Raw genomic sequence first — 24,909 nt, 5'->3', positions numbered from 1 at the left:
ACGTTGCCGGACGGAAGAAGGCTCCGGCAGCCTCGCGGTGCTGGTGGTCTTCGGAGCGTCGTCCGGACTCAAATCACCATGGCATTATGGTTATTTATACGCGCGCCGGAAGGCGAGCGGGAGCCCCTTTGCTGGGTTTCGAGGCCGCGAGCGCATTTCGCGGGCGAAGTTATCCCCGTGGGCATCCCGAGATGTACTGTAGCGGGTTGAGGAATATTCAAGAACATCTATGTTCTCGTGAAGAATATCTAAAACATTACATAGAATGATGTTGACACCGCAGCGGTGGTTCTGTAGTATTTGCGTATGGCCGGAAGAGTGTCGATCACCTTCCGCATCGCGGCTCGACCGCTCATCTCCTTCAGACAATCCGAATTAGCGATGTGGCGGCGGCATGCAGCTCGACGACGAGACGTGGGCCGACGTGCGCCGCGCTTATGAGGACGGCACGGCTCCTCTCAAGGAGATCGCGGCCCGCTTCGACGTGACGCCGCAGCGGATTGGCGTTCGGGCGAAGAAGGAGGGTTGGGACGGGCGGGAGCGGAGCCGCCGACCTGCGCGCCTGAAAGAGAAGAAACCGCAACCCGTGACGGGGGCGGCCCAAGCCGCAGAGGAATCCGGTCGTGGAAAGACGCCGGCGCTCCGGCGCACGGTATTGCCGACGCGGGGCGCGCAACGGGCGCTGATCGGGCGCCTCTACCGCGCGATCAGTTTGAAGCTCGAACATATGGAGATGAGAATGGCGAGCGGTGAAGCCCGTTCGGCCCAGGACGAGGAACGCGAGAGCCGCGCCCTCGCCACCCTGATCAGCAATTTTGAGAAGGTGACGGAGGCCGTCGCTGACCTGGACCGAGACAAGGATGCCGCCCGCGGAACGGGCCGCGTCGGAGCCGATGCGGAGCGCATGCGCCGCGAAATTGCGGAGCGTCTTGAGCGCCTCGGCGGCGTCGGGCCTGCTGGCCGACCATCTGGCAAGTCTCGATCGTGAGAGCCTCAGCTTCATCCTCGCCGATTGGCAGATATGGGCGCGCGACGATCAGTTGCCGCCCGGTCAAACCCGAACCGGCGGCGATTGGCGCGTTTGGCTGATCCTCGGCGGGCGTGGCGCGGGAAAGACGCGGGCCGGTGCGGAATGGGTGCGCGCCAAAGCGCTCGGCATTCCGCCGCTCGGTGCGGAGCGCGCCAGTCGCATTGCGCTGGTGGGTGAAACCCTTGCCGATGTCCGCCGCGTGATGATCGAAGGCGTATCGGGATTGCTGGCGATCCACGGAGACAATGAACGCCCGGCGTTCGAAGTTTCGAAGTCGCAGCTTGTCTGGCCGAATGGAAGCATCGCGCAGATGTTTTCGGCGGAAGACCCGAACAGCCTGCGCGGGCCGCAGTTCGACGCGGCCTGGTGTGACGAGCTTGCAAAGTGGCGCTACGCGGAAGAGACGTGGGACATGCTGCAATTCGGTCTGCGCCTCGGAACGGCACCGGCGATTGCGGTCACGACGACGCCGAAGCCGCTACCGCTGTTGAAGAGCATCATGAGTGATCCGGCGACCGCGATCACGCGAGCCGCGACCGCGGCCAACGCGGCACATCTGGCGCCTGCATTCATCGCCGAGATGGAGCGGCGCTACGCCGGGACGGCGTTGGGACGACAGGAATTGCTGGGCGAAATCGTCGATGAGCAATCCGGCAGCCTGTGGCGGCGGGATTGGATCGAGCAAGCGCGCGTCGCGGTGTGTCCTGAGCTGAGAAACATCGTCGTCGCCGTCGATCCGCCGGTGACGGCGACCGCGCGCTCTGACGCGTGCGGGATCGTCGTTGCAGGCATCGGCGCAGACGGGCGTGCGTACATCGCGGCCGACCGCACGCTGCAAGGTCGTTCGCCGGACGTATGGGCGCGTGCGGCCGTGCGGGCGTACCACGAATTCATGGCCGACCGCGTCGTCGCGGAGGTGAACCAGGGCGGCGATCTCGTGGTCTCGGTTTTGCGCCAGATCGACGAGGCCGTCGCTGTCCGCAAGGTGCGTGCAACGCGCGGTAAGTGGCTGAGAGCGGAGCCGGTGGCCGCGCTCTATGCCGAGGGCCGTGTGGCACATGTGGGTGTGCACGCGATACTCGAAGAGCAGATGCTCGCCTTCGGCGCGGACGGGCTGTCGCGAGGGAGAAGTCCGGATCGTGTGGACGCGCTGGTGTGGGCGCTGACCGATTTGATGATCGAGCGCACGGCCCAGCCGGGAATCCGGCAGCTATAAAGACGAGATCGAAGCAAGGATCACTCAATGCCGCGTATTCTGGAGACGCTGGCGGGCCTTTGGCCTGGCCGGGCGAAACCGTCTGCTGCTCTTCCGTCCGCCAACGAAGCGAAGGCGAGCGCAGCGGGACCGCTGATCGTGCTGGAGACGCTCGGCCGCCCTGTCTGGACGCCGCGCGACTACGAGGCATTCGCCCGCGAAGGCTTCATGCAGAACGCAATCGTCTATCGCGCGGTGCGTATGATTTCGGAAGCGGCGGCGTCCGTGCCGTTGTTGCTGTACGAGGGCGACGCGGAGATCGAACAGCATCCGCTGCTCGACCTTCTGGCGAGGCCGAGCGTCGACCACACGAGCGCGGATTTTCTGGAGAGCTGGTACGGCTATCTGCTCGTCTCGGGCAACGGCTATGTCGAGGCGGTTGCGGTCGATGGAAAGCTGCGAGAGCTTTATGCGCTGAGGCCCGACAGGATGAAAGTGGTGCCGGGCGGCGAGGGCTGGCCGGAAGCCTATGAATACACGTGTGCAGGGCGCACCGTGCGCTTCGACGAAGAGCCGATCGAAGGCGTGCGCCCGATCCTGCACGTGCGCCTCTTCCATCCGGCGAACGACCACTATGGCATGAGCCCTGTCGAGGCAGCCGCGCAGGCGATTGACATTCACAACACGGCGGGACGTTGGAACAAGGCGTTGCTCGACAATTCGGCGCGCCCGTCTGGAGCGCTGGTCTACGGCGGCGCGGACGGGCGGATGACGCCGGAGCAGTTCGAGCGCCTGAAGGCGGAGTTGGACGATGGGTTCCAAGGACCTCAACGCGCCGGGCGGCCCCTGCTGTTGGAGGGCGGCCTCGATTGGAAGCCGCTCAGCCTGTCGCCGAAGGATATGGACTTCGTCGAGGCGCGGAACGGCGCGGCGCGGGAGATCGCGCTGGCGTTCGGCGTGCCGCCGATGCTGCTCGGCATCCCCGGCGACAACACATACTCGAATTACCAGGAGGCGCAGCGTGCGTTTTGGCGCGGCACCGTGCTGCCTTTGGTCGTGCGCACGGCGAAGGCCATGTCGTCATGGCTCGCGCCCGCGTGGGAAACGGCAAGACCGAGCGTGCCTTCGATGCATGGAGAGCGACGTCTCGAACTGCGCCCCGATCTCGATCAGATCGAAGCGTTGACGAGCGAGCGCGAAGCGCTTTGGGCGCGCATCGAAAGGGTGAGTTTCCTGACGCAGAACGAGAAGCGCGCGGCAGTGGGCTATGCGCCGCTAGAGACTGAGGCGATCGCCGACTTGCCCTCGGAAGAGTAAGCGGCGGAGACCAAGGGCCCGCATCGCCGCTTCGAACAGACACCAGATAAATCCGGAGTTCCATGAATGGGCGCTTCTCAAGCGAACCGAACGACGACGCGCGGGGGCGTGCCGGCCCCGGCACCCGAGATGAAATTCGTCTCGCTCGACTTCAAGCACACGGAGGCCGACGGAACGTTCGAGGGCTACGCAAGCCTGTTCAACCGCGAGGACCTGGGACGCGACGTCGTCATGCCGGGCGCATTCCGCGAAAGCCTGGCGAGCCGCGGGCCGCGCGGCGTCAAGCTGCTCTTTCAGCACGACTCGAACCAGCCGATCGGGGTCTGGACGGTGCTGCGGGAAGATGCGCGCGGGCTCTACGCACAGGGCCGCCTGATGCGCGAGGTATCGAAAGCGCGCGAGGTGATGGCGCTGATGCGGGCCGGCGCGCTCGACGGACTTTCCATCGGCTTTCGTACGGTGAAGGCGCGGCGCGACAAGGCATCGGGGGTGCGCAGGATCGACAAGATCGATCTTTGGGAGATTTCCATCGTGACGTTTCCGCTGCTGCCCGAAGCGCGGATCACGACAACGAAACAGAAGCCGTTCGCGTCGGGCCCTCCGACCGAGCGCGAATTCGAGCGGTGGCTCACGCGGGATGCTGGGCTGACGCGAGGCGAGGCCCGCGCGGTGCTCCGCTCGGGGCTCTCAGGCCTCAAAGCCCTGCGGGATGCGGGCGGAGGCATGACGACGGAGGCTCAGCTTGCGGCCCGCATGCGGGAAGCAGCCATCGCTCTCCGGTCGTGACGTGAACACAGGCATCCACAAGGACAGCATCGATATGGCAGACCATGACGACATCGAAACGAAAGCCGGCGGCAGCGTGAGCGCGGCATTCGAAGATTTTATGCGCGCGTTCGAAGCTTACAAGGAGACGAACGACGAGCGGCTCGGCGAAATCGAACGCCGCTCGGCATCGGACCCGCTGATCGACGAGCGCCTGGCGCGGATCGACCGCGCCATCGATGAAACGAAGCGCACGGCGGATCGCTTGGCGCTCAAGGCCGAGCGGCCGCATATCGGCGGCGGCGCGCCGGAGACGGGCGCCGTGCGCGAGCACCGCCAAGCTTTTCATGCCTATGTCCGTAAGGGCGACGCTGCAGGCCTTCACCTCCTGGAGCAGAAGGCGCTCGCGGTGTCGACGAACAGCGGCGCCGACGGCGGCTATCTCGTTCCGCCCGAGACGGAGCGGGCTGTGATGTCGGCGCTGAAAAACATCTCGCCGATCCGCGCCATCGCATCCGTGCGGCAGGTGTCGGGCTCGGTCTACAAGAAGCCGTTCTCGACGACCGGATTTGCGCACGGCTGGGTGGCGGAGACGACGGCACGAACGCAAACCAGTACGCCGACACTCGTCGAGATCCCGTTCGCGACGAAGGAGCTTTACGCTATGCCGGCGGCGTCCGCGACGCTGCTCGACGACAGCGCCGTTGACATCGACGCATGGATTGCCGAGGAGGTGCAGGGCACGTTTGCCGAGCAGGAAGGCAAGGCCTTCGTCAGCGGCAATGGCACGACGGAGCCCACGGGCTTCATGAGCTACACCAAGGAGCTTGCGGGCGACGAGGAGTGGGGCGAAATCGCCTACATCAAGACGGGCGTGAACGGTGCGTTTCCGGCCGAAAATCCCTCCGACAAGCTGATCGACCTCGTCTACACGCTGAAGGCGGGGTATCGGGCGAACGGAACGTTCGTCTTCAATCGCGGAACGCAGGCGGCGATCCGCAAGATGAAGGACGACGACGGCACCTATCTGTGGCAGCCGGCCGCGGCGGCGGGCGAGCCGTCGCTTCTGATGGGCTATCCGGTGATCGAATCCGAGGACATGCCGGCGATCGCAAGCGGCGCCTACGCCATGGCCTTCGGCGACTTCCGGCGCGGCTACCTCATCGTCGACCGGGTGGGCATCCGCGTGCTGCGCGATCCGTACTCGGCGAAGCCCTACGTCCTCTTCTACACGACCAAGCGCGTGGGTGGCGGCGTGCAGGACTTCAACGCGATCAAGCTGCTCCGCTTCGCGGAGTAAGAGCGAGGGCGCCAAGCTCCGCATGAGCTGCGCCGCCCCCGCGGAGCGCCAGCGCGCCTGAAAGGCGCGCGAACAGGCGCGTGAGCGAAAACAGAAACCCCGGCGGGTCTCCTCCCTCTCGCCGGGTGAGAGCGAAGCCGCCGGTCCCCCTCCGGCGGCTTCGCTCGTTGGGGGGCTGATCGATCAATGAGGAGAGGAAGCATGGCTTTGACCCTGATGGGCGCACCTGCCGTCGAGCCGGTCTCGGTGAGCGCAGCGAAGGCGCATCTGCGCATCGACGGAGACGCCGAGGACATTCTGATCGCAAGCCTGATCGTGACCTCGCGGCTGCACGTCGAAGCCGCCCTCGGGCTCGCGCTGATTAGCCAGGAATGGCGCCTGACGCTCGACAAATGGCCTGAGCCGCGGTCGTCGAAAAATGCAGCGGTGCGCTTTCCGCTGAGGCCCGTGCACAGCATCGAGGAGGTGCGCGTGCGCGGTGCGGATGGCACGCCGGACGTGCTGCCGCCCGAGCGCTATCTGCTCGACCAGGACGCCTTGACGCCGAGGCTTGTCCCCAACGGTGAAAGCTGGCCGGCACCGGGTCTGCCGGTGAGCGGCATCGAGATCGACTTCGAAGCCGGCATGGGCGCGGAGGCGGAAGAGGTGCCGGAGCCGATCCGGCACGCGATCCTGCTACTGGTCGCGCATTGGTATGAGCACCGCGATCCCATGGAGATCGGGTCTGCGGGCGCCGCAATTCCACACGCCGTATCGGATCTCTTGAAACCCTATCGGGAGGTGCGGCTGTGACGCGCGTATCGTTTGGGGAGATGAGGCACAGGCTCGGGCTCGAAGAGCCAGTCGATACGGCCGACGGCGGGGGCGGCGCGACGCGCGTGTGGTCGCTCGTGGCCGAAGTGTGGGGAGCCGTAGAGCCGCTCTCGGGCAGCGAACGTATCGAGGCCAACGGGATTCAAGGGCGTGTGAGCCACGAGATCTGGGTTCGCCATAGAGCAGGGCTCGGGCCGCACATGCGCTTCAAGATGGGAACGAGAATTTTCGAGATACGCGCCGTGATCGATAGCGGCGAGCGCCGGCGCGTCATGCGCTGTCTCGTCGAGGAGCGCGTGCCGTGAAGATCGGAGCGCGTCTCGATGGGGGCGGATTTCAACGCATCGAGGCGTTGGTTGCGGCTGTGCGGCGGCGCGCCATGGCGCGGGCTGAGGTCCTGCGCGCCACGCGAACCGAAGCCGGCACAAGGCCGCGAGAGACGCAACCGCGCGTCGAGCGGGGCGATGACGAGGCAATGAGGTAATGGATGTCGAGCGCAGCGTGGGAACTTCAGAAGGCGGTGTACGGCGCGCTCGTGGCGAATGCGGACCTCGTTGCGGCGCTCGGTGGCGCACGGATTTACGACGAGGTGCCGCGCGGTGCTGCGTTCCCGTATGTCACGCTCGGTCCGACCACGACGCGCGATTGGAGCACCGGCACGGAGGAAGGTGCGGAGCATGCGCTGACGCTGATGGCCTGGTCGAAAGCTCCCGGCGCGCGCGAAGTGCATCTTGTGCTCGACGCGCTTCGCGCCGCCCTGCACGAGGCTGCGTTGTCGGTCTCGGGACAACGGCTTGTGAGCATCCGCCACGAGGCGAGCGATACCGTGCGCGAGAGAGACGGCGAGACATGGCAGGGCATCGCGCGATTTCGCGCCGTGACCGAGCCGAACCCTTAGCAAGAGCATCGGAGATGACATGGCGGCGCAGAAAGGCAAGGACCTTCTCTTGAAGGTCGACAGCAACGGCTCGGGAAGTTTCACGACGGTCGCAGGATTGCGGGCGAGAGCCATCGCGTTCAATGCCGAGACGGTGGACGTGACGCATCAGGAGAGTGCGGGACAGTGGCGCGAGCTTCTGGCGGGGGCGGGCGTCAAGAGCGCGCGGCTTTCGGGATCGGGCATCTTCAAGGATGAGGAATCGGACGCGCTGATCAGGAGCTACGTGTTCGATGGAACGATCCGCGACTGGCAGGTCGTTGTGCCGGATTTCGGCGTCGTGGAGGGCGCGTTTCAGATTACCTCGTTCGAGCTCACTGGGCGGCACGACGGAGAAGTGGCGTTCGAGATCGCGCTCGAATCCGCGGGCGCGCTGAGTTTCGACGCAGACTGATCGGGAGGATGACGACATGGCCAACCGCCATCGGGGCGAAATCGACGCCGTGCTCGACGGCAAGCCCTATCGGCTCTGTCTGACGCTCGGTGCGCTGGCGGAACTCGAATCCGCTTTCGGCGACGAGGACATGCTCGCGCTCGCAACGCGCTTCGAAGCGGGGCGCATTTCCGCGCGCGATTGCCAGCGTATTATCGGGGCTGGGCTTCGCGGGGCGGGCTTCGACGTGAGCGATCTTGCGGTGTCGGCGATGCGCGTCGAAGGCGGGGCGGCGGGATACGTCGACATCGTGGCGCGTTTGCTGGCGACGACGTTCTCCGCGAGGTCTGGCGGCGACGGATCGGATTGCGAGGGAGGCGAGGCCGCCGGCCCTTTCCCTGGCAGGACGTAATGGCCGTGGGCTTTGGCGTACTCGGCCTCGAACCGCGCGCCTTCTGGAGCCTGACGCTTGCGGAACTCGACGCGGCGGTGCGTGGCCGCTTCGGCGCCACGCGGGCTGAGGAGCCACCGTCGCGAAGCGACCTTTCGGACCTTCAAGACCGCTATCCCGACGGACCAGAATGAGGCGCTCCCATGAATGAATTTAATACGCCGGCTGAAACGTGGACGGTCGCGATCAATGCCGACACGACGGGTCTCTCGTCGGAACTTCGCAACGCAGCGCGCCTCGGCCGCCAGTTCTCGACCGTGCTCGCCGGTGCGTTCGACGGCATCGCCGTCAAAGGGCGTGCGGTGGGAGACGTGTTGCGGACGCTCGCGCTCCGGCTTTCGGACATCGTTCTCAAAGCCGCGCTTCGGCCGCTGGAGCAAGGATTTGGCAATCTGGTGTCGGGGTTGATGTCCGGCGGTGTTGCGTTCGCGAAAGGCGGCGCGATCCGGCAGGGCCTACCTGTCCCGTTCGCGTCCGGCGGCGTCATCCAAAGCCCCATATCGTTTCCGCTTGCCGGTGGACGTTTCGGCATCGCGGGCGAGCGCGGAGCGGAGGCGATCATGCCGCTGTCGCGCGGCCCGGACGGTCGTCTGGGTGTTGCGGCACGCGGCGGCGCGGGTGTCGCGGTGACGTTCAACGTCAACACGGCCGACGCTGAGAGCTTTGTGCGCTCGGAGGCGCAGGTTGCCGCCATGCTGGCGCGGGCCGTCTCGTTTGGACAACGCAATCTTTGAGTCGACGAGAGGAGAGAGCGCGTGAGCTTTCACGAAATCCGCTTTCCGACCGGAATTTCGCGGGGTGCCCAAGGCGGCCCCGAGCGGCGAACCGATGTCGTGGTGCTCGGGTCGGGCTTCGAAGAGCGCAACACCCGCTGGCTCGCGTCGCGCCGGAGCTACGATGCCGGCTACGGCGTGCGTTCGCTCGATGCGTTGCATGAGGTGATTGCGTTTTTCGAGGAGCGGCGCGGAAGGTTCCATGGGTTCCGATGGCGCGACCACACGGACTGGAAGTCTGGCGCGCCAGGCGCGCAGACGACTGCGTTCGATCAGGTGATTGGCGAGGGGGACAGCTCGGCCCGAGCGTTTCAACTCCGCAAGACGTACGGTGCGCTCCATGCCCCATTCGTCCGTGATATCGCAAAGCCGGTCGCCGGCAGCGTGAAAGTCGCGGTGAACGGCGCTGTGCGAATAGAGGGCACGCATTTCAGCGTCGATGCCGCCACGGGGATGGTCCTGTTCGGCGAGGAAGAAACGCCCGCAGCGGATACCGTCGTAACGGCGGGTTTCGAGTTCGATGTGCCGGTGCGGTTCGATACCGACAAGCTGGAGATCAATTTGTCGGGGTTCCAGAGCGGGGCGATCCCGCGCATTCCCATCGTCGAGATCCGCCTATGAAGCAGCTTCCGAGCGGACTTGAGGCACATCTCACCTCCGGCGCGACGACGCTGTGCTGGTGCTGGCGGCTTGCGCGCCGCGATGGCGTCGTCATGGGGTTCACCGATCACGACCGCGACGTGGCGTTCGGCGGAACGGTGTACGAGGCCGCGGCCGGCATGGGCGCGAGCGAGATCCGCGATGCGGTGGGTCTCGGAGTGGACAACCTGGAAGTGACCAGCGCCATGACGTCGGAGCGCCTTGCCGAGGGCGATCTCGCGGCCGGAATCTACGACAATGCCGAAGTGGAAATCTATCGTGTGAACTGGATGACGCCCGCCGAGCGGGTGCTCATGCGCAGGGGAAATCTCGGTGAGGTGAAACGCAGCGGAAAGGCTTTCGCGGCCGAAGTCAGAGGGCTCGCTCACCTTCTTCAGCAAACGAAAGGGCGCATTTTTCAGTACGCCTGCGATGCCGATCTCGGAGATGCGCGCTGCCGCGTTGCCCTCGCCAATGGGGAATTCACCGGGAGCGGCGCACTTCAGAATATCGACAGTCCAAGACGGTTCACGGCAAGCGGGCTCGCCGCATTCGCCAGCGGTTGGTTCACGCACGGGCTTTTGAGCTTCACGTCCGGTGCGGCGGAAGGCCAGAAGGTCGAGGTGAAGAGCCATACGCACGCGGGCGGAGTGGTGACGGTCGAGCTGTGGAGCCAGGCGCGCCTGCCGCTCGCACCAGGACAGACGTTTACGGTGAGCGCGGGCTGCGACAAGCGTCTTACGACGTGCCGCGCGAAATTCGCGAATGCCGTCAACTTTCGCGGATTTCCGCACATGCCCGGCAACGATTTCCTCACCGCTGTCCGCAGGCCGGGGGCCACGTCGCGCTGAGAGGCAGGTGATCGTGAAAGAGCAAAGAGCCCGCTACCGCGCGCACGGTGGCGACGAAATCGTTGTGGCAGCGCGCCGGTGGATCGGGACGCCGTATCATCATCAGGCGAGCGTCGTCGGCGTAGGGGCCGACTGCCTCGGCCTAATCCGGGGCGTATGGCGCGAGATCTACGGCGAGGATGCGGAGACGCCGCCCGGCTATTCGCGCGACTGGGGCGAGGCGAGCGGGAAGGAGACGCTCATCGAGGCCGCGCTGCGCCACCTCGTGCCCCGCAGAGAGGGCGAGCCGGAGATCGGTGACGTTTTGATCTTCCGCATGAAGCCGGGCGCGATCGCGAAGCACGCAGCCTTGCGCGCGACGGCCGATACGATGATCCACGCGATGGAGCATTGCCGCGCGGCTGAGGTGCCGTTCAGCCCGTGGTGGCGCCGCCGCCTGGCGGCGAGTTTCGCATTTCCAGGGACCGTTCGATCATGGCCACGCTAGCCCTTGCAGCCGTCGGCGCCGCCGCCGGAAGCGCGATCCTGCCCGCCGGCGTTTCGATGCTGGGAATGACGCTTTCGGGCGCAGCAATCGGAAGCCAGATCGGGGCCTTCGCGGGATCGTACATCGACAATGCGCTGTTCGGCCCGTCGGGTCAGCGCCGCACGGTGGAAGGCCCGCGTCTCAACGATCTCCACATCACGTCCTCCACGGAAGGCGCGCCGATCCCGCGCCTCTACGGCCGCGCGCGTCTTGGCGGTCAGTTGATCTGGGCCGACCAGATCCGCGAGCACATCGTCACGACGCGGACAGGCGGCGGGAGCGGAAAGGGCGGGGGACAATCGAAAGGGTCCGTGACGGAAAGCACCGAGTATCGCTACACGGCGAGCTTTGCGGTGGCGCTGGCCGAAGGCCAAATCAACGGCATCGGCCGCGTATGGGCGGACGGAGGAGAGCTGGACCTCGCGCTGATCAAGTATCGCGTGCACCAGGGCAGCGACACCCAGGCGCAAGACACTTTGATCGCGGCGCTGATGGGCGCGAATGCCGCCCCGGCCTATCGGGGGGTCGCCTATGTGGTGTTCGAGGACATGCCGCTCGGCGACTATGGCAATCGCATTCCGCAGCTTTCGTTCGAGGTTCATCGCGCGGTCGAACCGTTCGGGGATGAAATCCGGGGCGTGTGCGTGATTCCGGGATCGGGCGAGTTCATTTACGCGACGACCCCTGTCAGCAAGAGGCTTGCGCGCGGTGTTTCGCAATCCGAGAACGTGCATACGCGCCAAGGCGGAACCGACTGGAGCGTCGGGATCGATCAGTTGGAGGCGACGCTGCCGAATGCGAATTCGATCTCGCTGATCGTGAGTTGGTTCGGAACCGACTTGAGAGCTGGTGACTGCGAGATGAAGCCGGGCGTCGAGGTCAGCCAGAAGACGACGACGCCGATGACGTGGAGCGCGGCGGGCCTGACGCGTGCGACGGCGCATCTTGTGAGCACGAAGGACGGGAGGCCGGCGTACGGTGGGACCCCGGCCGATGCGGCTGTCGTCCAGTCGATTGTAGATCTGAAGGCCCGCGGCAAAAGCGTCGTGCTGACGCCGTTCATTCTGATGGACGTTCCAGGCGGTAACGCCTTGCCCAATCCTTACGGCGGTATCGGGCAGGCGGCGTATCCGTGGCGCGGGCGCATCACGTGTGATCCGGCACCCGGCGCAAGCGGGAGCCCCGACAAGGCATCGGGCGCTGCAAGCCAGGTGGCCGCGTTCGTGGGCACGGCGGCTGTGTCGGATTTCGCCGTGTCCGGAAGCGGTGTGGTCTACACCGGGCCGAACGAGTGGTCCTACCGCCGCATGATCCTGCACTACGCGCATCTCGCAAAAGCGGCGGGCGGTGTCGACGCGTTCCTGATCGGCACGGAAATGCGCGGGCTGACGCAGGTGCGTTCGGATGCGGCAAGCTATCCGTTCGTGGCCGCGCTCGCCGCTCTCGCAGCGGATGTAAAGAGCGTCTTGGGTAGCGGCACAAAGGTGACGTATGCCGCCGATTGGTCCGAGTATTTCGGTCACCAGCCTGCCGATGGATCGGGCGATGTCTACTTCCATCTCGACCCGCTTTGGGCCTCGCCCCATATCGACGCGATCGGCATCGATTGCTATTGGCCGCTGGCCGATTGGCGCGACGGGACCAGTCACGTGGATTATCTCGCGGGCGCGCGCACGATCTACGACGAAGAGTATTTGAGGTCGAACGTCGCAGGCGGTGAGGGTTTCGATTGGTATTATGCGAGCGCGGCCGATCGCGAGGCGCAGATCCGCTCTCCGATCAGCGACGGTCACGGTAGCCCGTGGGTGTTCCGCTACAAGGACATCCGCTCGTGGTGGCAGAACCCGCATTTCAATCGCCCGGGCGGAACGCCGAGTGGAACGCCCACGGCATGGGTGCCTCAGTCGAAACCGTTCTGGCTGATGGAGATCGGCTGTCCCGCGATCGACAAGGGGGCAAACCAGCCGAACGTATTCGTCGATCCGAAATCGAGCGAGAGCTTCTTTCCCTATTTCTCGCGGGGCACGCGCGACGATCTCATTCAGCGCCGCTACCTGAAGGCGCTGATCGAAACGTTCGATCCCGCGAGCGAGACATATGTGGCGGGACGGAACCCGGTATCGTCCGTGTATGGCGGGCGGATGGTCGATCTTGCGCGCATTCATGTCTATTGCTGGGATGCGCGGCCCTATCCGGTGTTCCCCTACAACCTCGACGTCTGGAGCGACGGCGAGAACTGGCATTTCGGCCACTGGCTCAACGGGCGCTTCTCGGTCGGTGCGCTGGCGGAGATGGTGGACGCAATCCTTGCCGACTACGGGTTCGAAAATCACGACGCAAGCAGGCTTGCCGGGATCGTGCCCGGCTATGTGATCGATCGGCTGATGTCGCCGCGCGACGCGCTGCAGCCGCTGGAGCTTGCATACTTCTTCGACAGCTTCGAGAGCGAAGGGCTGATCCGCTTTCGTCATCGCGGCGCTGAGCCGCCGGTTCTGACGCTCGGCGAAGAGGATCTGGTGGAGGAGCGTCCGGGCGATGCGCTGCTGACGATGACGCGCGCACAGGAAACCGATCTGCCCGCTTCCGCAAAGCTTAGCCACATCGTGGCTTCCGGAGACTACCGGCAAGCCGTGGCTGAGGCGCGACGCCTGACCGGCACGAGCGGCCGCGTGGCGCGGGCCGAGTTGCCGATTGTCTTGGAGCACGAAAGCGCGTCACGCATTGCCGATGCGTGGCTGTTCGAAACGTGGGCCGCACGCGAGAGAGCAGCGTTCAAGCTGCCGCCGAGCGCGCTGGGAGTCGAGCCGGGTGACGTCGTTTCCGTCGAGACGGACGGGGTTGGCTATCTCGTGCGCGTGACCGAAATCGGCGAGCGGGGTCTGCGCGAGATCGAAGGGTTGAGCATCGATCCCGATATTTATCGGGGAGGGATGCCGCGCGACCGGGAGACCGTGGTGGAAGGTGTCGTCTTCGACGGCATGCCGCACGTCGAATTTCTCGATCTTCCGCTCTTGCGCGGCGATGAACGGCCGGAAGACGGTTATGTCGCCGCCTTCCAGCTTCCGTGGCCGGGAAGCGTGGCCGTCCTGAGTTCGCCCGAGGATGCAGGCTACGTGCTCCGCGCGGTAGCATCGGCGCCTGCCGTGATGGGCGTGACACTCGATCCGCTATTGCCGGGGCCGCTCGGGGTCATCGATAAGGCAACACGCCTGCGCATCGCGATCACGGGAGGCGATCTCGCCTCGGTGACGCGGTTACAGCTCCTTGCCGGCGCAAATGCTGCAGCGATGAAGAACGAGGCGGGCGGCTGGGAGGTCATCCAGTTCGAGAACGCAACGCTGGTGGGGACCGGCATCTACGAGCTGTCGAACCTGCTCAGGGGGCAAGGCGGGACGGAGCTCGAACGACGCTCACAGCTTCCCGAAGGCGCGACGTTCGTCCTGCTTGCCGGTATCGCGCGCGTGAGCGTGGCGGCGGGCGAGATCGGGTTGCCGCTCTTTTGGCGGTACGGGCCCGCCAATCGCGACATCGCCGACCGCTCGTACGCAGGCGCGACGCACGCGTTTGCGGGGCGTGGGCTGAAGCCCCTGTCTCCGGTTCACGTGCGGGGAGTGCGAGCCGCAAACAACGATCTCTCGTTGGGCTGGATCCGCAGGACCCGCGTGGGGGGCGACGGCTGGGATACGGCCGAGGTGCCGCTGGCGGAGGACGCGGAAGCCTACGAGGTGGACATCCTCGATGGCGATACGGTCAAGCGCACCATCGCAACGGCGACGCCTGATTGTGTCTACGCAGCCGCCCAGCAGGTGGACGACTTCGGAAGTCCGCAAGCGACGGTGAGCGTGGCCGTCTACCAGATGAGCAGCGCCTACGGACGCGGGAGCGCGAAGTTCGCAGTCGTCTGAGCGGGCGCGCGCGAACAGGCGCCTGAGCAAAAATCGAGGATCGTACATGGATGACGCACGCTGGCTGAAAGAAGCCTGGCGCGAGTTCGGCCAAGCCGAGCAGGCAGGTGCGCGCGCGAACCCGCGCATTGTTTCGCTGTTCCGCGACGCGGGTCATCCGAAGGTGACGCGTGACGAGGTGGCGTGGTGCGCGGCGTACTTGGGTGCGTGCCTGGAACGGGCAGGCACTCGCTCGACGCGTTCGCTGATGGCGCGGTCGTACCTCTCGTGGGGCCAGCGGCTCTCGGAGCCGCGCATGGGGGCCGTCGCAGTATTTTCGCGCGGACGCAATCCGGCGCTGGGTCACGTGGGGTTCTGGCTCGGCGAAACGGACGAGCACGTGGTGCTGCTTGGAGGCAATCAGGGCAACGCCGTTTCGGTCGCGCGCTATCCGAAAAGCCGCCTCCTGGATTTGCGTTGGCCGGAAATGCGGGCTGAAACGCAGCAGGATGAGACCCTGTTCGAGCGGGCGCTCGCCCACGTGCTCAAGATGGAGGGTGGATACACAGACGATCCCCATGATCCCGGCGGGCCGACCAACAAGGGCATCACGCTGGCCGTGTTCGCGCTCTGGCGCAAGGTTAGGCTGAGCGCTGCAAATCGCGCGCGCATGGTCCGCGATCTCAAGCGGATCGACGACGCGACGGTGCGTGAAATTTACCGGCGGCGGTATTGGGACGTCGCGAGATGCGCGGAAATGCCCGCGCCGCTCGCGCTCATGCATTTCGATGCCGCCGTGAATCACGGACCGGTTACGGCAATCCGCATTCTGCAGGAAGCCGTCGGCACCACGGTCGACGGAAAGATCGGGCCGCTCACGCGCGCGGCCATCTCGCGGATGCCGTTGGCCGATGCGCTCGCCGCTTACGCCGCCATTCGCGAGCGGCGCTATCGCGCGCTTCCCCACTTTCCCCGCTTCGGCCGCGGCTGGCTCAGGCGCGTCAACGCGACGCTCAAGCTCGCGCGCGCCATCGAGGCCGAGACCCAACGCGAACCATCCGACAAGCGTGAAGGAGAAAACGAGATGAGCAAGACACCGACCACATCCGGCAACGGCAAATGGTGGGGCCATTCCATCACCATCTGGGGCACGATCGTCACCATGCTTTCGGTCGTCGTGCCCGCGATGGCGCCGGTGACCGGCATCGACATTTCGGGCGACGAGGTGCGCGATGCGGGCGAGCAATCCGTGGAGGCGATACAAGCCGTGGGCGCACTGATCGGCACCTTGCTCACGATCTTCGGCCGGATGCGCGCGAGCCAGCCCATCGCGCGTGCCTTATTCAAGGGGAAAGAGTAGCGCCCAGGAGGGCGATACGTCCCGCTCGAACGCCAACGGCCGACGGACATGCGCCCGTCGGCCGTTGGCGTGAGTGAGCCTGGCACTAGGCTCGGCTCGTACGGCCGACTATAGTCGTCGGGGCCAACCAGGGCTTAACCAACTGCGAGAGACGTCACGTGCGCATACTGGTCGTGGAAGACGACAAGGATCTGAACCGCCAGCTCAATGCTGCGCTGACGGGGGCGGGCTATGCCGTCGATCAGGCGTTCGACGGCGAGGAAGGTTACTTCCTCGGCGATACCGAACCGTACGACGTCGTCATTCTGGACTTGGGTCTGCCCAAGATGGACGGGATCTCGATCCTGGAACAATGGCGGCGCGCGAGCCGCAACATGCCGGTGATCATCCTGACGGCCCGTGACCGCTGGAGCGACAAGGTGTCCGGCATGGATGCGGGTGCGGACGACTATCTCGCCAAGCCTTTCCACATGGAGGAATTGCTTGCGCGCGTCCGCGCGCAAGTGCGCCGCGCCTCGGGTCACGCCAAGAGCGAGATCGAGTGTGGCCCTGTGCGCCTCGACACCAAGACCGCGCGCGTGACCTGCGACGGCCAGCAGGTGAAGCTGACGTCTCACGAATACCGCCTTTTGGCTTATCTGATGCATCACGGCGGGCGCGTCGTCTCGCGCACCGAACTCGTCGAGCATCTCTACGAGCAGGATTTCGACCGCGACAGCAATACCATCGAGGTGTTTATCGGGCGGCTGAGGAAGAAACTGCCCGCCGATGTGATCGAGACGGTGCGGGGCCTCGGCTACCGCATGAGCCGTGGAGCCGATGAAGCTTAAGTCCCTCGCGTTCCGGCTGTTTGCGACGTCAGCGGCATGGACGCTTCTGGTGCTGCCGATCGCGGGCCTCATCATCTACGAGCTGTACCGCGACGACGTGCAGGCGACGTTCGATGCCCGCCTCGAAAAGCTCGTCTATGCCATCGCCGTCGATAGCATGGTGGGTGCCGCGACGCCCATCGCGCCGAACAACCGCTACGAGCCGCTGTTCGAGGATATTCACTCCGGCTGGTACTGGCAGATTCAACCCATCGACGATGCCACGGCACCGCGTCTCGGCTCGGCGTCTCTCGATGGCGCCGAGATCGACATTCCGTTTCGCCACAACATCAAGCCCGACGCCAATGGCGCACGCTGGATGAACTCCACGGGGCCCATGGGCGAGCAACTGCGCATGGTCGAGGTGATCGACACGCCGTACTATCATCGCGAGGGGCCGCGCTATTCGGTGCTGGTGGCTGGGCCCATCGACTGGCTTGAGAGCCGTGTCGCGAACTTTCTAACGCGCCTTGCCGTAGCGCTCGCGCTGACGGGCATCGGTCTCGTGACGGTGACGCTGTTTCAGGTGCGTTTTGGCCTTTTGCCGTTGCAGCGCATCGAGCAGGGGCTGGCAGAAATCCGCTCGGGCGCGGCAGGCAAGCTCGACGGCGAACTCCCCGCCGAGATCGAGCCATTGCAGGTCGAGCTCAATGCTCTGATCGCATCGAACCAGGAAATCGTCGACCGCGCGCGAACCCAGGTCGGAAATCTGGCCCACGCGTTGAAGACGCCGCTGGCGGTCATCACCAATGAGGCACGCGAGGACAAAGGCCCGCTCGGGGACAAGATCGCCGAGCAGGCGGAGATCATGCGTGATCAGGTTAACCACTATCTCGACCGCGCGCGGATGGCGGCACAGGTTCGCGTGATCGGACGCGCGACGCCGGTGCTGGACGTGCTGGAACCGTTGAAGAGAGCGCTGGAACGCATCCACCGCGACAGGGCGATCGACATCGAGATCGCCTGTCCGCCGCACGTCCGTTTCGCCGGGGAACGTCAGGACCTGGAGGAAATTCTCGGCAACGTCTGCGACAACGCCTGCAAATGGGCCGAGAGCGAAGTGAAGGTCCGCGTGGCGGCGGACAATCGGCGCATCCCCGGCCGGGTGGAGATCACGGTCGAGGATGATGGGCCGGGGTTGTCGGACGAAGAGCGCGCCCGGATCGGCAAGAGGGGAGTGCGGCTCGACGAGACAAAGCCGGGCTCTGGGCTTGGCCTCTCCATCGTGACGGACCTTGTCCAGTCCTACCGGGGCACCCTCAAGCTCGCGCCATCCACAATGGGTGGCCTACTTGTTCGCATGGAGCTTCCCTCTGCCTGAGCAAAAGCCCATATTTCCAGTGCGCAACGTCGAATTTTCGCCTGAATCCCGGTAGAAACGGGGTTATGGATGTGCTTGAAGACGAGTCACATTCCGGCAATGCCTGGGCATTGGGGAAGATGTCCGGCGCGCCTCAGGCTGTGGTTCCGACTTCGGCGAGGCGCCGGGCGGGAATGTGAACTCGGCCAGAATTCGTCGAGAAGAGAATTCGTCGAGAAGAGAATTCGGCAAAAAGAATTCTGCAAGAAAACGGGGATCTTCATGCGCACGCTTTGCGCTTCCGCGCTTCTCATCGTTTCGATCGGTCTCGCAGGCTGCGGGCCTGAAGGGCCGAGCAAGGCCGATACGGGCATGGTCGTCGGCGCGGTCGCGGGCGGCATCCTCGGCAATCAGGTCGGCAAGGGCGGCGGCAACATCGCGGCGACCGCCATTGGCGCTGTGGTCGGCGGCATCGTCGGCAGCGAGATCGGCCGCTCCATGGACGAGCAGGATCGCCGTCTCGCGCAGGAAGCCGAGTTCGATGCGCTTGAGCGCGGCCAGTCGGGTGTTTCCCGCCAGTGGCGCAACCCCGACAACGGACGCTACGGTGAAGTCGTGCCGAGCCGGCCCTATAAGCGCGGCCAGATCGATTGCCGCGACTACACCCACAAGATCTACATCGATGGTCGCCCGCAGTCGATGCGCGGCACGGCCTGCCGCAATCCTGACGGCACGTGGAGCAACGTCGCCTGACGCCACGCCGCACGACCATCCGATGGGTTGAAATCGAGCCGGGCCTTCCGCTGCAATGCGGGAGGCCCGGCTCTTTTTTGTGGGGTGCGACGGAAAAGATCGTCACGAGCGCGCGAAACGCAGCTCAATTGGCATCGCGCCCCTTGTCAGTGCGGCCCCCCACGCCTATTGAACCCGGAGAAATAGAAGTCTTCTAAGGTTCCCGATGCTTCTTTGGGTCTCGTTCGCGATTTTGACGGCGGCCGTCGTCGCGTACCTGTTACGGCCGCTGAGGCAGGCTCAAGGGCCTGCGGCTATCGCGTCCGAAGCAGCCGACGTCGCCGTCTATCGCGACCAGCTCAAGGAACTCGACGCGGAGCGCGAGCGCGGCCTCATCCCGGCGAACGAACATGCCAGCGCACGCGCCGAAATTGCCCGCCGCTTGATCAAGCGCGCGGGGAAGGCTGAGAGCGTCGCCGCCGAGGCGGAACGGGCCGGTGAGAATTCCAAGTTTGCGCGCAGGATCTACGCGAGCATGGCTGCCCTGGTGCCTCTGCTTGGGATCGTGCTCTATCTGGGCATGGGCTCGCCACACTTGCCCGCTCAGCCGTTCGCGGCGCGCGATACGGGGCCCGGCAGCGAGATCGCGATTGCTGGCCTCATCCAGCGCGTCGAGGAACGTTTGCGAGAGCATCCGGAAGACGGACAGGGATGGGACGTGATCGCGCCGATCTATCTCAGGATCGGCCGCTATCCCGAAGCCGCTCACGCGTATGCGGAAGCGAACCGCCTCCAAGGCGAATCCGACCGGCGCTTGCTGGGCTTCGCCGAAGCGACGCTGCTGGCTGAAAGCGGCGTCGTCACCGAGCCTGTCCGCACCGCGGCACTTCGGCTCCTTCAGCTCGATGCGACGCATGTCCAGCCGCGGGTCTGGCTGGCACTCGCGCGCGAGCAGGACGGGGATTTGGCAGGCGCGGTTGCGGATTATCGGACGCTGTTGTCGGGCGCGCCCGACGACGCACCCTGGCGGGATGCCGTGGCCGAGCGCCTCTTGCTGGTCGAGGCGCGCCTGAGGGGAGAGAAAGTCGAAGCCCAGCCAGCGCCGGGTACGGCCGATGGGCCGCAATCGGCCGCGCCAAACGAGGGCGAAGTCAGCGTCAATCCGGCCGACGTTTCCTCGATGTCGCGCGAAGAGCAGGACGCGTTTGTGGGTGACATGGTGGCGCGGCTTGCGGCCCGCCTCGAAGAAACCCCACAGGATATCGAGGGATGGCTGCGGCTCGCGCGGGCCTATAAGGTTCTGGGCCGCGACGATGACGCGCGCTTGGCCATCGTCAAGGCGCGCGGCGCGTTCGCGGGCGACCAAGAGGCGTTGGGCAGAATTGCGGGGGCCGAAACCGCCCTCGGCCTCGGCGCCAAGGAGGATCGGACCACGCCATGACCCGAAAGCAACGACGGGGACTGTTGATCGGCCTGGGCGTGGGCGTGCTGTCGCTTGCAGCCGTCCTGATGATGTTCGCGTTCCGACAATCGATCGTGTTCTTCCACACGCCGAGCGACATCGCTGAGAAGAAGATCGAGGCTGGCACGCGCTTTCGTCTCGGCGGTCTTGTAGAGAACGGCTCGGTCGCGCGCGGTGAGGGCACGTTCGTACGCTTTGCCGTGACCGATACGTTGAAATCCGTGCCGGTGAGCTACGAGGGCATTCTGCCGGACCTGTTCCGCGAAGGACAGGGCGTCGTTGCCGAAGGCACGCTCGGGGATGACGGCCACTTCGTCGCCGACACCGTGCTTGCAAAGCACGACGAAAATTACATGCCGCCGGAAGTGGCCAAGGCGCTCGAAGAGCGGGGCGTCAAGCTCGGACCGGGCGCCACCCACCCGGGCGGGACCGAAGGGACGAGCAGCTACGGAAGCGGCGGCAACACGTACGGCGGCACCGAGACGCAATAGAAAAACGCGAGAGAGCAGCGGGCGGCTTTGTCACGCCGCTGCGGGCGAGGATGATGTGATCGTCGAAATCGGACATTTTGCGCTGATCCTTGCTCTGCTGGTCGCGGCCGCGCAGACGATCATTCCGGCCTGGGGTGCGCAAAAACGCGATGCGGCGCTCATGGCATTCGGGGACACCGCAGCGTCGGCCCAAGTTGTGCTTATCCTTCTCTCTTTTCTGGCGCTGACGTACGCCTACGTCACGTCCGACTTCTCCGTCGCCAACGTGGTGGCGAACTCTCATTCGACCAAGCCGCTGATCTATCGCATCTCGGGCGTGTGGGGGAACCACGAGGGCTCGCTCCTGCTGTGGGTGCTGATCCTCGCGCTCTTCGGCTGGGCCGTCGCGGCCTACGGCAACAACCTGCCCGCGACCCTGAAGGCCAACGTGCTCGCCGTGCAGGGCTCGATCGCGGTGGCGTTCCTGCTCTTCATGCTGCTGACGTCGAACCCGTTCGAGAGGCTCGATCCCGCGCCGCTCGACGGACGCGGCCTCAACCCGATCCTGCAGGACCCGGCGCTCGCCATCCATCCGCCGTTTCTTTACATGGGCTACGTCGGCTTCTCGATTGCGTTTTCATTTGCAATCGCCGCCCTGATCGAGGGACGCACGGATGCGGCGTGGGCGCGCTGGGTACGCCCCTGGACGCTGGGCGCCTGGATGTGTCTCACGGTCGGCATCGCGCTCGGTTCGTGGTGGGCGTACTATGAGCTCGGCTGGGGCGGCTGGTGGTTCTGGGATCCCGTAGAGAATGCGTCGTTCATGCCCTGGCTGGTCGGCACCGCGCTTCTGCACTCCGCGATCGTGATGGAGAAACGCGAGGCGCTGAAGGTCTGGACCATCCTGCTTGCCATCCTTGCATTCTCGCTGTCGCTGATGGGCACGTTCCTTGTGCGCTCGGGCGTGTTGACCTCCGTGCATGCGTTCGCGGTCGATCCCGACCGCGGTGTGTTCGTGCTCGGCATTCTGGCGTTCTTTACGGGCGGCGGTCTTGCGCTGTTCGCCTGGCGTGCGCGAGACCTGCAGCAGGGCGGCGTGTTTTCGCCGATCTCGCGCGAGGGCGCTCTCGTGCTCAACAACGTGTTGCTGACGACGGGGTGCGTGACGGTTCTCGTCGGCACGCTCTATCCGCTGGCGCTCGAATCCCTGACCGGCACCAAGATTTCCGTCGGTGCGCCGTTCTTCAACATGACGTTCGTGCCGTTGATGATCCCGCTGCTGCTTGCTGTCCCGCTTGGGCCGCTGCTTGCGTGGAAGCGGGCGGATCTCGCGGCCGCCTCCGAGCGGCTTCTGGCGGCGGGTGTCCTTTCCATCCTGGTGATCGTCGCGACGTTCGCTCTGACGGAGCGGGGACCGTGGATCGCGCCGTTCTGCCTTGCCATCGGCGTGTGGGTGATGGCGGGCGCGGTGTCAGAGATCGCCTATCGCATCAAGCTGGGCTCCGCGCCGGTCGCCGACTCTTGGCGGCGCTTCAGGGGCCTTCCGCGCGCAGCCATCGGCACCATGCTGGCCCATTTCGGCGTCGGCCTGATGGTGTGCGGCATTGTCGGGACGAGCGCCTATAAGAGCGAGCAGATCCTGCTGATGCGTCCGAACACGACGAGCGAAATCGCCGGCTACGAATTGACGTTCCGCGGCGCGGCGCCGTCGCGCGGTCCGAACTACACGGAAACGATCGGCGTGTTCGACGTGACGCGGGGGGGAAGCGCGATCACGCAGCTTATGCCCTCGAAGCGGCTTTACAATGCGCCGCCGCAGCCGACATCGGAAGCCGGCATCCACGCCTCCTGGCGTGGCGATCTCTACGCGGTGATCGGCGACCAGCAACCGGATGGCGCGTTTACCGTGCGTCTCTACTTCCACCCCCTGGTCCGCTTCATCTGGATCGGCTGCTTCATTATGTTCATCGGCGGCGCGGTCTCGCTCAGCGACCGGCGGCTCCGGATCGGCGCGCCGCAGCGGGCCGCGCGCACGACACCGCCTGCCGGCGTCCCAGCGGAGTGAGGAGACGACGATGAGGTTCGCTGCGAGCGTCGTGCTGGGGGTTGCCGTTCTTTTTGCGGCCGTCTCGTGGGGCGGAGATGCGCTGGCGCTTCAGCCCGACGAAATCCTGTCCGATGCGGCGCTTGAGAAGCGCGCGCGCGGACTTTCGGCCGAGCTTCGCTGCCTCGTGTGTCAGAACCAGTCCATCGACGATTCCGACGCGCCGCTTGCGCGCGACTTGCGGCTCCTGGTTCGCGAGCGCCTGGTCGCGGGCGATACCGACACCGAGGTGCGGGATTTCGTCGTCGCGCGCTATGGCGAGTTCGTGCTGCTGAAGCCGCCGTTCTCGGTCGAGACGCTGCTGTTGTGGTTCATCCCGCTGCTCGCGCTCCTCGCGGCGGTTGCGATTTTGTGGTCGAGCTTTCGCGCCGGACAAACGACCGCACATGAGCCTGTGGGCGAGGTCTCGGCAGGCAGTGCCCTGACGCCCGATGAGCAAGCCAAGCTCGATGCGCTGCTGGCCGAAAAGACCGACGGGAAGGCGTAGGTTTCACTCAACGTGTTTTGCGGCGCTTGCGCGGGCCGTCGTACCCGCCGACGCTTCCTGTTTCGATATGCAAGGATTGGGAAGGCGACGGCTGCGCGCCACGCCGTTCCGCATCGCGCGCCGAAAGCCTCTTGAGCAACTCAACGGTTGCAAGGCCCGTTACGGCGCGTCCCTCCGCCTGCTCGAAGGCGCGGATCGCGGTGCTCAGTTTCGGTCCATAGCGACCATCCTCGGCTCCCACGGCGTAACCTTCTGACGCAAGCAGACGCTGCAAGGCCCGCATCTCGTCGCGAGCGGCGAGGATATCCGCGCGCAGAAGCGCGTCGAGAACGCTGCGGAACGCTTCCGCGCTCACCGCCGTGTTGGCGACCGTCTTCGATTTGTAGCGGTGGACGACCTGCCCCTGCTGGGTAAGCACACGCGACTGCAAGTACGTGCCGACGTTGATGCCCACGACCTCCGGCCCGGCCGGCCCATCGGTCAGCATCGGCGAGCCGGACGACGCTTCTCCCGTGTCGCACGTGTGAAGGATGACGTGGCGCGCGTCGGTGAAGTCCTTCGAGATCGTCTCCCAATCGGCCCCCGCGAACGAGCGGCGGATCGCGCACGGATGTCCGAGCGCAAGCTCCCAGTTTCCGAAGTCCCGATGATAGCTCACCTGGTAGACACGCTGCGCCGTGGAAAGCTCGACGAGTTTGTCCGCGGGCTGGCGGCTGAGCGGTAGCGAGCGGCCTTTGCAGATCGGTTCCTCCAGGCGCATCAGCGCCCAGTCGGACGAAGCGTCGATGGGGGGGCGGACGCGGAGCTTGAGCGTTCCGGCCGCAACGTTCTGGGGCGCACCGCTCTGTTGGGCGCCCGCAATGCGTGTGACCGCCTCCCGCGCGCCTTTGGGCGCGAGGCGGAACGTGAAGCCTTGAAGCCGCGGCGCGTGTTCTCCGGCCGTTCGGAACAGGCAGTGACCGGCGGTCGCCGCCACATCGTCCCCGACGCAGAAGGCTGTGCACACCGACTGCGAGCCAGGTTCGTAGATGAGGCCGATGGAGGCGGTGAGGTCCGCCCGGTCGTCGGGGAGGGGGATGCGGTCGTCGGCTCCGAACACCGCGATTCGATCGACGGGAGACCGATCCGGCGCCGACGCGGGCGCTGCGTTCGGCCAGAGCGGGCCCGCTCTGCCCGGCGCCAGGCTGAGCGCCGTGAGCAGCGCCGCCGCGAGAGAGAGCGAAAAGACGGAAAAAACAGAGAACCTGCGCCGCATTACCAACTCTTAACGT

At 65.5% G+C, this 24,909-nt stretch carries 25 protein-coding genes; 24 read left to right on the top strand and 1 reads right to left on the bottom strand.

Translation table 11 applies throughout. The annotated features are described in order from the left end of the window. Positions 1 to 394 precede the first annotated feature (394 nt). From W911_RS12160 to W911_RS12045, 24 genes are all read left to right on the top strand, one after another. Positions 395 to 988, top strand: a complete 594-nt coding sequence (locus W911_RS12160; protein WP_023787846.1) for a hypothetical protein — start codon at positions 395 to 397, stop codon at positions 986 to 988. Further along, positions 894 to 2,246: a DNA-packaging protein gene (locus W911_RS12155; RefSeq protein WP_023787845.1), complete on the top strand. Its 1,353-nt coding sequence runs from the start codon at positions 894 to 896 to the stop codon at positions 2,244 to 2,246. Before W911_RS12160 ends, W911_RS12155 begins: the two co-directional genes overlap by 95 nt. A gap of 27 nt (positions 2,247 to 2,273) precedes the next feature. Continuing rightward, positions 2,274 to 3,542 carry a phage portal protein gene (locus W911_RS12150; protein WP_023787844.1) on the top strand — a complete coding sequence of 423 codons (1,269 nt, stop codon included), beginning with the start codon at positions 2,274 to 2,276 and terminating at the stop codon, positions 3,540 to 3,542. A 66-nt stretch (positions 3,543 to 3,608) separates the two neighbouring features. Further along, a complete protein-coding gene (locus tag W911_RS12145; RefSeq protein WP_023787843.1) occupies positions 3,609 to 4,328 on the top strand; it encodes an HK97 family phage prohead protease in 720 nt (239 codons plus the stop codon). A 34-nt stretch (positions 4,329 to 4,362) separates the two neighbouring features. Continuing rightward, a complete protein-coding gene (locus tag W911_RS12140) occupies positions 4,363 to 5,607 on the top strand; it encodes a phage major capsid protein (protein ID WP_041318612.1) in 1,245 nt (414 codons plus the stop codon). Between the two features lie 201 nt (positions 5,608 to 5,808). Further along, on the top strand, positions 5,809 to 6,399 hold the full coding sequence (locus tag W911_RS12135) for a head-tail connector protein (protein ID WP_023787841.1): 591 nt from the start codon (positions 5,809 to 5,811) through the stop codon (positions 6,397 to 6,399). Between the two features lie 20 nt (positions 6,400 to 6,419). Then, a complete protein-coding gene (locus W911_RS12130; protein WP_041318607.1) occupies positions 6,420 to 6,725 on the top strand; it encodes a phage head closure protein in 306 nt (101 codons plus the stop codon). Between the two features lie 182 nt (positions 6,726 to 6,907). Continuing rightward, a complete protein-coding gene (locus W911_RS12120; protein ID WP_023787838.1) occupies positions 6,908 to 7,318 on the top strand; it encodes a DUF3168 domain-containing protein in 411 nt (136 codons plus the stop codon). Between the two features lie 19 nt (positions 7,319 to 7,337). Then, the gene (locus tag W911_RS12115) at positions 7,338 to 7,751 is read left to right on the top strand and encodes a phage major tail protein, TP901-1 family (RefSeq protein ID WP_023787837.1); all 414 of its coding nucleotides are present in this window, start codon (positions 7,338 to 7,340) and stop codon (positions 7,749 to 7,751) included. A 16-nt stretch (positions 7,752 to 7,767) separates the two neighbouring features. Continuing rightward, positions 7,768 to 8,142: a gene transfer agent family protein gene (locus W911_RS12110; protein WP_023787836.1), complete on the top strand. Its 375-nt coding sequence runs from the start codon at positions 7,768 to 7,770 to the stop codon at positions 8,140 to 8,142. After that, positions 8,142 to 8,315 (top strand): phage tail assembly chaperone, encoded by a 174-nt coding sequence (locus W911_RS17865; RefSeq protein ID WP_081717721.1) that lies wholly within the window; start codon positions 8,142 to 8,144, stop codon positions 8,313 to 8,315. The genes W911_RS12110 and W911_RS17865 overlap by 1 nt, the downstream gene beginning before the upstream one ends. Positions 8,316 to 8,324: 9 nt before the next feature. Beyond that, positions 8,325 to 8,915 (top strand): phage tail tape measure protein, encoded by a 591-nt coding sequence (locus W911_RS12105; protein WP_023787834.1) that lies wholly within the window; start codon positions 8,325 to 8,327, stop codon positions 8,913 to 8,915. A 21-nt stretch (positions 8,916 to 8,936) separates the two neighbouring features. Beyond that, a complete protein-coding gene (locus tag W911_RS12100) occupies positions 8,937 to 9,575 on the top strand; it encodes a DUF2460 domain-containing protein (protein ID WP_023787833.1) in 639 nt (212 codons plus the stop codon). Further along, positions 9,572 to 10,444 (top strand): DUF2163 domain-containing protein, encoded by an 873-nt coding sequence (locus tag W911_RS12095; protein WP_023787832.1) that lies wholly within the window; start codon positions 9,572 to 9,574, stop codon positions 10,442 to 10,444. Before W911_RS12100 ends, W911_RS12095 begins: the two co-directional genes overlap by 4 nt. A gap of 13 nt (positions 10,445 to 10,457) precedes the next feature. Beyond that, positions 10,458 to 10,931 (top strand): NlpC/P60 family protein, encoded by a 474-nt coding sequence (locus tag W911_RS12090; protein ID WP_244438515.1) that lies wholly within the window; start codon positions 10,458 to 10,460, stop codon positions 10,929 to 10,931. After that, positions 10,919 to 14,875: a baseplate multidomain protein megatron gene (locus W911_RS12085; protein WP_023787830.1), complete on the top strand. Its 3,957-nt coding sequence runs from the start codon at positions 10,919 to 10,921 to the stop codon at positions 14,873 to 14,875. Before W911_RS12090 ends, W911_RS12085 begins: the two co-directional genes overlap by 13 nt. 46 nt (positions 14,876 to 14,921) lie before the next feature. Further along, complete coding sequence (locus tag W911_RS12080) at positions 14,922 to 16,214, top strand: TIGR02594 family protein (RefSeq protein WP_023787829.1); 1,293 nt, start codon at positions 14,922 to 14,924, stop codon at positions 16,212 to 16,214. Positions 16,215 to 16,372: 158 nt separating this feature from the next. After that, positions 16,373 to 17,044 (top strand): response regulator transcription factor, encoded by a 672-nt coding sequence (locus tag W911_RS12075; RefSeq protein WP_023787828.1) that lies wholly within the window; start codon positions 16,373 to 16,375, stop codon positions 17,042 to 17,044. Next, entirely contained in the window at positions 17,034 to 18,404 is a 1,371-nt protein-coding gene (locus tag W911_RS12070; protein WP_041316516.1) for an ATP-binding protein, read from the top strand. The genes W911_RS12075 and W911_RS12070 overlap by 11 nt, the downstream gene beginning before the upstream one ends. A gap of 261 nt (positions 18,405 to 18,665) precedes the next feature. Next, a complete protein-coding gene (locus tag W911_RS12065; protein ID WP_023787826.1) occupies positions 18,666 to 19,136 on the top strand; it encodes a glycine zipper 2TM domain-containing protein in 471 nt (156 codons plus the stop codon). Between the two features lie 205 nt (positions 19,137 to 19,341). After that, the gene (ccmI, locus tag W911_RS12060) at positions 19,342 to 20,556 is read left to right on the top strand and encodes a c-type cytochrome biogenesis protein CcmI (protein ID WP_023787825.1); all 1,215 of its coding nucleotides are present in this window, start codon (positions 19,342 to 19,344) and stop codon (positions 20,554 to 20,556) included. Beyond that, positions 20,553 to 21,068: a cytochrome c maturation protein CcmE gene (ccmE, locus tag W911_RS12055; protein WP_023787824.1), complete on the top strand. Its 516-nt coding sequence runs from the start codon at positions 20,553 to 20,555 to the stop codon at positions 21,066 to 21,068. Before ccmI ends, ccmE begins: the two co-directional genes overlap by 4 nt. 55 nt (positions 21,069 to 21,123) lie before the next feature. Then, on the top strand, positions 21,124 to 23,112 hold the full coding sequence (locus W911_RS12050; RefSeq protein WP_023787823.1) for a heme lyase CcmF/NrfE family subunit: 1,989 nt from the start codon (positions 21,124 to 21,126) through the stop codon (positions 23,110 to 23,112). A 10-nt stretch (positions 23,113 to 23,122) separates the two neighbouring features. Then, positions 23,123 to 23,638 (top strand): cytochrome c-type biogenesis protein, encoded by a 516-nt coding sequence (locus W911_RS12045; protein WP_023787822.1) that lies wholly within the window; start codon positions 23,123 to 23,125, stop codon positions 23,636 to 23,638. A 7-nt stretch (positions 23,639 to 23,645) separates the two neighbouring features. On the opposite strand, the gene W911_RS12040 is transcribed toward W911_RS12045, so the two are convergent. Then, positions 23,646 to 24,893, bottom strand: a complete 1,248-nt coding sequence (locus W911_RS12040; RefSeq protein ID WP_023787821.1) for a peptidoglycan-binding protein — start codon at positions 24,891 to 24,893, stop codon at positions 23,646 to 23,648. Positions 24,894 to 24,909: the final 16 nt, after the last annotated feature.

This window comes from Hyphomicrobium nitrativorans NL23, from assembly GCF_000503895.1.
GTDB classification, from domain to species: Bacteria; Pseudomonadota; Alphaproteobacteria; order Rhizobiales; family Hyphomicrobiaceae; genus Hyphomicrobium_C; species Hyphomicrobium_C nitrativorans.
This window is presented reverse-complemented; position numbering and strand designations above follow the sequence as displayed.

What these genes read in the sequence shown, in the direction of transcription:
- W911_RS12160 (WP_023787846.1), top strand. Translation starts at nt 395, where the DNA reads ATGCAGCTCGACGACGAGACGTGGGCCGACGTGCGCCGCGCTTATGAG.
- W911_RS12150 (WP_023787844.1), top strand. Translation starts at nt 2,274, where the DNA reads ATGCCGCGTATTCTGGAGACGCTGGCGGGCCTTTGGCCTGGCCGGGCG.
- W911_RS12140 (WP_041318612.1), top strand. Translation starts at nt 4,363, where the DNA reads ATGGCAGACCATGACGACATCGAAACGAAAGCCGGCGGCAGCGTGAGC.
- W911_RS12080 (WP_023787829.1), top strand. Translation starts at nt 14,922, where the DNA reads ATGGATGACGCACGCTGGCTGAAAGAAGCCTGGCGCGAGTTCGGCCAA.
- W911_RS12065 (WP_023787826.1), top strand. Translation starts at nt 18,666, where the DNA reads ATGCGCACGCTTTGCGCTTCCGCGCTTCTCATCGTTTCGATCGGTCTC.
- W911_RS12120 (WP_023787838.1), top strand. Translation starts at nt 6,908, where the DNA reads ATGTCGAGCGCAGCGTGGGAACTTCAGAAGGCGGTGTACGGCGCGCTC.
- W911_RS12095 (WP_023787832.1), top strand. Translation starts at nt 9,572, where the DNA reads ATGAAGCAGCTTCCGAGCGGACTTGAGGCACATCTCACCTCCGGCGCG.
- W911_RS17865 (WP_081717721.1), top strand. Translation starts at nt 8,142, where the DNA reads ATGGCCGTGGGCTTTGGCGTACTCGGCCTCGAACCGCGCGCCTTCTGG.
- ccmE (WP_023787824.1), top strand. Translation starts at nt 20,553, where the DNA reads ATGACCCGAAAGCAACGACGGGGACTGTTGATCGGCCTGGGCGTGGGC.
- W911_RS12115 (WP_023787837.1), top strand. Translation starts at nt 7,338, where the DNA reads ATGGCGGCGCAGAAAGGCAAGGACCTTCTCTTGAAGGTCGACAGCAAC.
- W911_RS12155 (WP_023787845.1), top strand. Translation starts at nt 894, where the DNA reads ATGCGGAGCGCATGCGCCGCGAAATTGCGGAGCGTCTTGAGCGCCTCG.
- W911_RS12040 (WP_023787821.1), bottom strand. Translation starts at nt 24,893, where the DNA reads ATGCGGCGCAGGTTCTCTGTTTTTTCCGTCTTTTCGCTCTCTCTCGCG.
- W911_RS12130 (WP_041318607.1), top strand. Translation starts at nt 6,420, where the DNA reads ATGAGGCACAGGCTCGGGCTCGAAGAGCCAGTCGATACGGCCGACGGC.
- W911_RS12045 (WP_023787822.1), top strand. Translation starts at nt 23,123, where the DNA reads ATGAGGTTCGCTGCGAGCGTCGTGCTGGGGGTTGCCGTTCTTTTTGCG.
- ccmI (WP_023787825.1), top strand. Translation starts at nt 19,342, where the DNA reads ATGCTTCTTTGGGTCTCGTTCGCGATTTTGACGGCGGCCGTCGTCGCG.
- W911_RS12105 (WP_023787834.1), top strand. Translation starts at nt 8,325, where the DNA reads ATGAATGAATTTAATACGCCGGCTGAAACGTGGACGGTCGCGATCAAT.
- W911_RS12135 (WP_023787841.1), top strand. Translation starts at nt 5,809, where the DNA reads ATGGCTTTGACCCTGATGGGCGCACCTGCCGTCGAGCCGGTCTCGGTG.
- W911_RS12145 (WP_023787843.1), top strand. Translation starts at nt 3,609, where the DNA reads ATGGGCGCTTCTCAAGCGAACCGAACGACGACGCGCGGGGGCGTGCCG.
- W911_RS12070 (WP_041316516.1), top strand. Translation starts at nt 17,034, where the DNA reads ATGAAGCTTAAGTCCCTCGCGTTCCGGCTGTTTGCGACGTCAGCGGCA.
- W911_RS12085 (WP_023787830.1), top strand. Translation starts at nt 10,919, where the DNA reads ATGGCCACGCTAGCCCTTGCAGCCGTCGGCGCCGCCGCCGGAAGCGCG.
- W911_RS12110 (WP_023787836.1), top strand. Translation starts at nt 7,768, where the DNA reads ATGGCCAACCGCCATCGGGGCGAAATCGACGCCGTGCTCGACGGCAAG.